Annotated in this window: 8 protein-coding genes, 1 tRNA gene and 3 pseudogenes; 3 read left to right on the top strand and 9 right to left on the bottom strand. The window is 70.0% G+C overall.

Features of this window, described 5'->3' with window-relative positions:
* From PV341_RS41970 to PV341_RS41945, 6 genes and pseudogenes are all read right to left on the bottom strand, one after another.
* Window positions 1-472 (bottom strand): DUF624 domain-containing protein (locus PV341_RS41970; protein WP_500360612.1); only part of this gene is annotated, 472 nt, incomplete at its 3' end.
* A gap of 5 nt (window positions 473-477) precedes the next feature.
* Window positions 478-1,333, bottom strand: a pseudogene (locus PV341_RS41965) (carbohydrate ABC transporter permease).
* A pseudogene (locus PV341_RS41960) lies at window positions 1,334-2,269 on the bottom strand (carbohydrate ABC transporter permease); the annotation flags it as partial. It lies immediately after the preceding pseudogene.
* A gap of 32 nt (window positions 2,270-2,301) precedes the next feature.
* Window positions 2,302-3,582 carry an extracellular solute-binding protein gene (locus PV341_RS41955; protein WP_500360610.1) on the bottom strand — a complete coding sequence of 427 codons (1,281 nt, stop codon included), beginning with the start codon at window positions 3,580-3,582 and terminating at the stop codon, window positions 2,302-2,304.
* Between the two features lie 223 nt (window positions 3,583-3,805).
* A tRNA-Val gene (locus PV341_RS41950) sits at window positions 3,806-3,877 on the bottom strand.
* A 62-nt stretch (window positions 3,878-3,939) separates the two neighbouring features.
* On the bottom strand, window positions 3,940-4,413 hold the full coding sequence (locus PV341_RS41945) for a TIGR02611 family protein (protein WP_500360609.1): 474 nt from the start codon (window positions 4,411-4,413) through the stop codon (window positions 3,940-3,942).
* 190 nt (window positions 4,414-4,603) lie between these two features.
* On the opposite strand from PV341_RS41945, the gene PV341_RS41940 reads away from it, so the two are divergent.
* Both PV341_RS41940 and PV341_RS41935 read left to right on the top strand, forming a co-directional pair.
* Window positions 4,604-5,017 (top strand): SsgA family sporulation/cell division regulator, encoded by a 414-nt coding sequence (locus PV341_RS41940; RefSeq protein WP_003959770.1) that lies wholly within the window; start codon window positions 4,604-4,606, stop codon window positions 5,015-5,017.
* A gap of 156 nt (window positions 5,018-5,173) precedes the next feature.
* Entirely contained in the window at window positions 5,174-5,758 is a 585-nt protein-coding gene (locus PV341_RS41935) for a CGNR zinc finger domain-containing protein (RefSeq protein WP_499510824.1), read from the top strand.
* Here the strand turns inward: PV341_RS41935 and PV341_RS41930 are convergent.
* Entirely contained in the window at window positions 5,737-5,871 is a 135-nt protein-coding gene (locus PV341_RS41930; protein WP_499510825.1) for a hypothetical protein, read from the bottom strand. The genes PV341_RS41935 and PV341_RS41930 overlap by 22 nt on opposite strands.
* A 143-nt stretch (window positions 5,872-6,014) precedes the next feature.
* Window positions 6,015-6,461 carry a hypothetical protein gene (locus PV341_RS41925; protein WP_500324473.1) on the bottom strand — a complete coding sequence of 149 codons (447 nt, stop codon included), beginning with the start codon at window positions 6,459-6,461 and terminating at the stop codon, window positions 6,015-6,017.
* Between the two features lie 126 nt (window positions 6,462-6,587).
* Here PV341_RS41925 and PV341_RS41920 point away from each other — a divergent pair, with 126 nt between their 5' ends.
* Window positions 6,588-7,094, top strand: coding sequence for a DsbA family protein (locus PV341_RS41920; RefSeq protein ID WP_500324475.1), 507 nt, complete (start codon window positions 6,588-6,590; stop codon window positions 7,092-7,094).
* A gap of 135 nt (window positions 7,095-7,229) precedes the next feature.
* On the opposite strand, the pseudogene PV341_RS41915 reads toward PV341_RS41920, so the two are convergent.
* Window positions 7,230-7,475 (bottom strand): annotated as a pseudogene (locus PV341_RS41915) (transposase); the annotation flags it as partial.
* Window positions 7,476-7,813 lie beyond the last annotated feature (338 nt).

Genomic DNA, 7,813 nt, shown 5'->3' with positions numbered 1-7,813 from the left:
CCACCACCCCGCCCACAAGAAGCAGCGTCCCCCCGGGGTCGCCCACGACGCGCCGCACCGCACGGCCGGCCGCACCCCGGCCGCTCTCCCCGGGCCGCCAGAGCGCAGCCGCGCGAATCCCCGTCACCACGAGGACGACCGCGGCCAGGACACCGGCACACGTGAACGCTCCCCCAGCGGGCATCCCGGAACGGGCCACCGCCAGGTCGAGCCCGAGCAGCGCGAGCCCGCCCCACCACAGCAGCGTGCAGCGCCACCCGGCGCGGGTCGCGGCCGCGGTCTCCGCCATGAAGTCGCGCCACGTGGACCGCTCTCCGTCCAGGTGCCGCCGCAGGTGCCCGCAGGCGGCGGCGAACGCGGCCAGCGCGGTGACCAGCGGCAGCGCGGCGGCCACCAGCCACACCCCGGTCAGCAGGCACTCGGCGAACAGCGCGAACCGCCCCACCGCAGTACGGGCACCGCCGAACGCCATCGGCCTCAGCCCTTCAGTCCGGAGGTGGCCGCTCCCTCGACCAGGTGGCGCTGGAAGGCCAGGAAGAAGAGGAGCACGGGCAGGAGGGCGACCAGCGACATGGCGACCATGCCGCCGTAGTCGGCCACGCTGTCCTGGTCGATGAACATCTTCAGCCCGAGCGAGACCGTGTACTTGTCGGGCTCGTTCAGGTACAGCAGGGGCCCGATGAAGTCGTTCCAGGACCAGATGAACGTGAAGATGGCGCTCGTGATGAGGGCGGGCCGGCACAAAGGGAGCACGATGCTCCAATAGACGCGCAGATGTCCGCAGCCGTCCAGGCGCGCCGCCTCGTCCAATTCCCGCGGGAGATTGCGCATGAATTGCGCCATGAGAAAGACGAAGAACGCGTCCGCGGCGAGGTATTCCCGAGCAGCAACGGAACGTAAGTGTTGATCAGGCCGAGTTTCTGGAAGAGCACGTACTGCGGGATGATGAGCACCTGGAAGGGCAGCAGCAGCGTCGAGATCATGACCGCGAAGAGCAGCTTGCGCCCGGCGAAGCGGATCCTGGCGAAGGCGTAGGCCGCCAGCGAGCAGGAGATGAGCACGCCCACCACCGAACCGACGGCCAGGACGAGCGAGTTGGTGAAGAAGGTGGAGACGGGATGTCGGCGATGCCACGGGTCAGCCGCCGGTAGTTGTCGGCGATGGGGCGGCCGGGCAGCAGTTCCAGGCTGCCGACGATCTCGTCGCCGGGCTTGAGCGAGGCGCCGACCAGCCACACCACCGGGTAGAGGATCACCGCGAGCAGGGTGAGGGCGCCGGCGTGCCAGGCGAGGGTGCGTGCCGTGCGGCGGCGGGCCGTGGCGGCGGGGGTCACGTAGTGGACCCAGCTGCGCTGGGTGCGGAACAGCAGCGCGGTCAGCAGGCCGATGCCCAGCATCAGCATCCAGGCCATGGCGGACGCGTAGCCCATGCGGAGGTTGCGGAAGCCCTGTTCGTACAGGTACCAGGTGTAGACGAGCAGGGAGTCGGCCGGGCCGCCGGCCCCGCCGCCGCTGCCGCCGAGGGCCACCGCCGAGGTGAAGACCTGGAAGGAGTGGATGAGTTCGAGCAGCAGGTTGAAGAAGAGCACCGGCGAGATCAGCGGCAAGGTGATGGAGCGGAACCGCCGCCAGGCCCCGGCCCCGTCGACCTCCGCCGCCTCGTACAGCTCCCGCGGCACCTGTTTCAGCCCCGCCAGGAAGATCACCATCGGGGCGCCGAACTGCCAGACGGTCAGGGTGACGAGGGTGGGCAGCGACCAGTCGGGGTCGCCGACCCAGCCGCCGACGTCCCAGCCGGCGAGGTGCAGCGCACGGTCCACGACGGCGTCGTCCTGGAAGACCGAGCGCCACACGATGCCGATGCTGACGCTCGCCCCGATCAGCGACGGGGCGTAGAAGGCGGAGCGGTAGAAGCCCTGGCCGCGACGGGGCCTGACCAGCAGCAGTGCCACGGCGAGGGCGGCGGCGAGCTTGAGCGGGGTGCCGACCAGTACGTACTCCAGCGTCACCCGCACCGAGTGCCACCAGCGGTCGTCGGCGAACATGTCGCGGAAGTTCCTCAGCCCGGTCCACTTCGGGGAGTCGAAGAGGTTGTAGTCGGTGAAGGCCAGGTAGAGCGAGACGAGCATCGGGCCCAGTGTCAGCAGCAGGACGCCGACGCACCACGGGGTCAGGAACAGGTAGCCGGCCAGGGTCTCCCGGCGTCCCCGCCGCCGGCCTTCCGGGGGCCGGTCCTGCGGGGTGCGGCGCCGCTCGGCGACATCCGGCACGGCGGTCTGGGTGCGCGTCACGGGATGTCCCCTCAGGAGCCGAGCGCGGTCTTCGCCTCGCCGAAGAACTGTGTGACGGCGTCGTCGACCGAGGTCTTGCCCAGCGCGACGTCGCCGTAGATCCGCAGGAAGGCCGCCTCCGCGACGTCTGCGCCCGCCGGGTGCGGGGTGATCGGCTCGATGACCCCGGTCACGGACTTCTCGTACGCGGCGATCTGCGCGTCGACGCCGGTCGGCCGGTACGCGTCGAACTGGGCGTGCGTGGGCAGGACGCCGCGGTTGTAGCCCATGATCTTCCCGACCTCGGGGTCGTGGACCATGAAGTCGATGAACTCCGCGACCTCCTCGGGGTGCTGGGTGCGGGCCGCTCCGCTGAGCATCAGCGAGGAGATGTACTGGCCGGTCCTGGTGCCGTCGGTGGTCGGGACCGGGGCCAGGGCGAGCTTGGTGCCGGTCTCGGCGGCGTAGCGGACGATGAAGTTGTCCCAGGTGAACTCGGCGGCGGAAAGGTCGCCGCTGACCGAGGACTTGGGCTTGATCTGCTCGCTCTTCTTGGCCGGGACCAGGTCGCCCGCCTCGTTGTCGGCGTAGTGGTCGCCCCACCACTGCCTGAGGTCGGCCTCGGTGAACCCGAGCTCGTTGTCGGCGGTGAAGAACGCCGTGCCGTTCTGGCGCAGGTAGAGGTCGTACAGGTACATGACCCCGCCGTTGTCGCTGGCGCCGTAGAGGTCGCCCTCGGCTGCGCTGATCTTGTGGACGGCGGCGTCGAACTCGTCCCACGTCCAGCCGGCGGCGGGGGTGACGCCGACGCGCTCGAAGGCCCCGGGGTTGTAGACCAGGGCGAAGGTGTTGCCGCCGACGGGGACGCCGAGCAGCTTGCCGTCGACCTCGCCGGCCTTCTCCAGGCCGGCCCGGAAGTCGTCCATGCTGAGGTTGCCGGCCTTGACCTGGGTGTTCAGGTCGAGCAGCAAATCCTTCTCGCCGTACTTGCGCAGGAAGGCGACGGAGTTCTGGAAGACGTCGGGGGCGTTGCCGCCGGCGGCCTGGGTGTTGAACTTGCTCCAGAAGTCGGCGTACTCGGCGAAGTCGGTCTTGACCTTGATGTGCGGGTGGTCCTTCTCGAAGAGCGCGATCGTCTTCCGGATCAGCTCGGCGCGGTCCTGGGCGCCCCACCACGAGTAGCGGATGGTCACGGTCCCGCCGTCCGGGTCGCCGCCGCCCCCGCAGCCGGCCGCCAGCAGCGCCAGCGCGGCGACCGCGGCCCCGGCGGCCCTGAGGCCCCACGGCCCGCGCACACTCCGTCGAACGCCCACGACATGCCCCCTTCGGGCAGACGCCGCCCCGCGTCCAGCGGAGGGCCTGAAACGATTAAGGCAAGCGCTTGCCGAGAAACCGTAGGGAGACCCTGCCGAGGCGTCAATGGTTAGGGCGGAGAATGACGGAAAGCGCTTCCCGTGCTCACTGGCACGGCACCACCGCCGGATACGACGACGAGGGCCCGGAAGCCGCTCTCGGCTTCCGGGCCCTCGGTCCGGGTGGGCGATACTGGGATCGAACCAGTGACCCCTTCGGTGTGAACGAAGTGCTCTCCCGCTGAGCTAATCGCCCCGGTGCGGGAACAACATTACCGCATGTCAGCGGGTGCCCCGACCATCGCGGACGGTGCGCCCTCAGTGCAGGTCGGCCTTCCACGGCATCACGAAGCCGAAACGCCAGAGGTAGTACCCCAGGAGGACGCCGATGATCACCAGCCCGATGGCGGTCAGCGTCAGGTTCCGCCGCCGCACCTTCGGGTCGAGCGCCTTCTGTGCCGCCTCGGTCACCTTCCGCTTCGTCCAGCGCAGCACCAGCTGGGCCCAGACGAACTCGGTCGCCCAGACGGCCATGCCGGCGAAGATCACCACCCAGCCGGGTCCCGGCAGCGGGAGCAGGACCACGCCCGTCCCGACGATCGCCAGACCCACCAGGAAGACCCCGACCTGCCAGCTCACGTGCAGCGCGCGGGAGCGCCGGATGAAACGTGGCGCCCTCGACCCCAGCGGGCGCTCGGAGCGCTCGGGCTCCACGTCCCCGCCGTCCCCGTTGTCGACGGTCGCGGGATCCATGGCCACGGCCACCTCCCGCTCGTCACTCTCCGCAGTCATGCTCCCAAACTTACCCGAAGCCACTTCGTCACCGGAATGGCTCGCCGGGGAGGAAAAGAACTCGGCCGGACGAGGTACCGGAACCCTCACAAACCCGTCAGAGGGGTTTACAACGTCCCCGCAGGTGGCATGTCGATTTCGCCGACGTGCGAATCCCCGAGCGCACACTGAGCGAAAGGCCCTGGCGCTTATGAACACCACGGTCAGCTGCGAGCTGCACCTGCGCCTCGTTGTGTCGAGCGAATCGTCACTGCCCGTACCCGCGGGCTTGCGGTACGACACGGCCGATCCCTACGCCGTGCACGCCACCTTCCACACCGGTGCCGAGGAGACAGTCGAATGGGTCTTCGCCCGCGACCTGCTCGCCGAAGGTCTGCACCGGCCCACCGGCACCGGCGACGTCCGGGTCTGGCCGTCCCGCAGTCACGGCCAGGGCGTCGTGTGCATCGCCCTCAGCTCTCCGGAGGGGGAGGCGCTGCTCGAGGCCCCGGCGCGGGCCCTGGAGTCGTTCCTCAAGCGGACCGACGCCGCGGTGCCCCCCGGCACCGAACACCGTCATTTCGACCTGGACACCGAGCTCTCGCACATCCTCGCCGAGAGCTGAGTCCACCGACCGTCCGTCGCCGTACGCATCTCGGGGGTACGGCGCGGACCCGACCTGCCGGAGCCGTCGTCGGGGAGCAGCACGCTCCACGACGACGGCTCTCGCGCTAAAGTCACCGGAACGCCCGACCCACCAGGCCAGGGAGAGAGCGATTCCGTGCTGATCAACCATGACACCAGGTGCGCACTCGACTGCGTGGTGGATCTCATCAACACCACACCGGAGAGTGACGGCCGCGAGGGTCTGGCCGACCTCGCGGCGCTGCGCGCCTTCGTGGAGCGCAACGAGATCAGCGACGTGGGATCGCTCGACGAGGACGACCTCGTCGCGGTGCGCGCCGTACGGCAGCTCTTCGCCCAGGTCTTCTCCGCGCCCGCCACGCCCGAGGCCGCGGCGCTGGTCAACTCGCTCGTCGCCGAGGCCGGCACCACGCCCCGGCTGACCGACCACGACGGCTACGACTGGCACGTCCACTACTTCGCCCCGGGAGCCTCCCTCGCCGACCACCTGGCCGCCGACTGCGGGATGGCCCTGGCCTTCCTCCTCGTCGCCGGGGAGCGGGAACGGCTGCGCCGCTGCGACGCCCCGGACTGCCGGCGCGCCTTCGTCGACCTGTCACGCAACCGCTCACGCCGCTACTGCGACAGCCGCACCTGCGGCAACCGGCTCCACGTCGCCGCCTACCGGGCGCGCCGCCGCGAGGCCGTCGCCGTGCCGGCTCAGAACGGCCAGAGGTCATAGAGCCCGCCGAAGGCGAGCAGACTGCCGATCACGGTCAGGAAGAGCATGAGCGGCGGCTGGGAAAGCGCGAACAGGCAGCCGCGGGGCTCGTCGTCGTCTGCTTGGGCTTCCATGGCCTTACGGTGTGCTCGGAGGGACGCGAACTCGCACAACCGTACGCCCCCGGACACACCAAATCCCGCTCAGGGGGCGGTAGTTGAGGTCCGCCAGGGCGATGATGACGTAACCCCGCCACCCCCTGCCACCAACACGCCGCTCAGATCCCCCTGCGCTTGAGGATCTCCTCGATCTCACCGAATTCGGCCAGGTCGGGATCGGTCTTCGCCGCCTTCGGGACCGGTTTCTTCCCCTGCTCCAGAGCCGGCGCCCCCGCGCCCGACGCGACCTCCCGGCGCGGGCTCGCCTCCGCGACGCCCTTGCGGCGCCCCGATACCCGTGCGACGAAGTACAGCACCACCGACAGGGCGAGCACGCCGAAGCCCGCCCATACCGAGGGCTTGAACACCAGGTCCGCCGCCCAGTCGGCGACGGCCCGGACGACGGTCCCGGCCAGCGACACCAGTCCCGTCATGTACAGGCCGACGGGCAGCAGCGCCACCGCCGCGATCATCGTCGCCCTGCGGAACCTGCGCCGGTAGGCGGTGAGCAGGGCGATCGCCAGGCCCGCCGCGGACAGCGCGACACACACGGTCGAGGTCAGCATGCGGAGCTCCTCCGAAATGGTCTGCTCGCTCCATCGTGCACCCGTCCCCCGCCTGCGGGCCACGGCCCGGCGGCAACCTCAGGGTGATCTCCGGGACGGCTCCTCCCCCGGTGGGAGACTGGCCCCATGAACGAAGCGACTCCCCGCACCGTCGTCCTCGAGTACTGGTGCGAACTCCAGTGCCCCGATTGCGCCACCGCCCTCACCGACCTGCACGCCCTGCGCGAGCGGTACGGCGACGCCCTGGAGATCCAGCTGCGGCACTTCCCCCTGGAGAAGCACAAGCACGCCTACGCCGCCGCCCAGGCCGCGGAGGAGGCCTTCGCACAGGGCCGCGGCTGGGAGTACGCGGAGGCGGTCCTCGCCCGCACGGACGAGCTGGGCGAGCGCGGCGAGGCACTGCTGGTCGAGATCGCGGCGGACCTGGGCCTCGACGCGGAAGAGGTCGACACGGCGCTCGTCGACGGGCGGCACCTCCTCATCGTCGACGCCGACCAGGCCGAAGGCAAGGCCATCGGCGTCACCGGCACCCCCACCTACGTCATCTCCGGCGAACGCCTCGACGGCGGCACGTCCCAGGACGGCCTCCGCACCCGCATCGAGTCCCTCGCGGACGCCGCCCTGGGCCGGTAACCGGCATCCTGGCGTGTGCACGCCGGTGGTGGGGGTGTGCCAACCCTCCGCCGGCCTTCGGCCGGGAGGCCCCTCATGCCTTGCGGAACGACTTCCCACAACCCCCACCTCGTCCGGCCGAAGCTCCTATAGACGTCAAGGGGTCTGGAGGAGGGCTGGGGGTGCTGTGGGTCGTTGGAGGTGTTTGTAGATTTCGCGGGCGATGAAGCGTTTGAGGCAGCGCAGGATGTCCTTTTTGGACATGCCTTCTTTGGTGCGGCGGATGACGTGGGCCTGGGTGCGGGGGTCATGGCGCATGCGGACCAGGGCGATCACGTGGAGTGCGTTGTTGGCCTGACGGTCGCCGCCGCGATTGAGGCGATGGCGGTTGGTGCGGCCGGAACGCACGCCGCCGATCACCGATAGCTGTTCTGCCATCCTGGGAACTGCCTTCCTTCCGTGCCATGCGTGAGGGGGACGGCACGGGCCGGTCAGGCGGCGGGACAAGACTGTGATGGGACCTTTGGCCGGGCTCCTATGAAGTCACCGAAGCCCGACCGGCCCGTGCAGGACGACACCGCCTACGCAGCCGACGATTCGACCGCAGGACAGCCGCAGCGTCAGTCAGTCGCCGGGTCAGACCACCCAGGCGATGCCACCCACATCCTCACAGTCAGTCGCGCACACGACCGGAGGGGGTGTGGCGGGGTGCGCCCATGGGGGTCCCCCCGGTCGAAGGT

The organism is Streptomyces sp. PA03-1a (assembly GCF_033792805.1).
Classification (GTDB): Bacteria; Actinomycetota; Actinomycetes; order Streptomycetales; family Streptomycetaceae; genus Actinacidiphila.
This window is presented reverse-complemented; position numbering and strand designations above follow the sequence as displayed.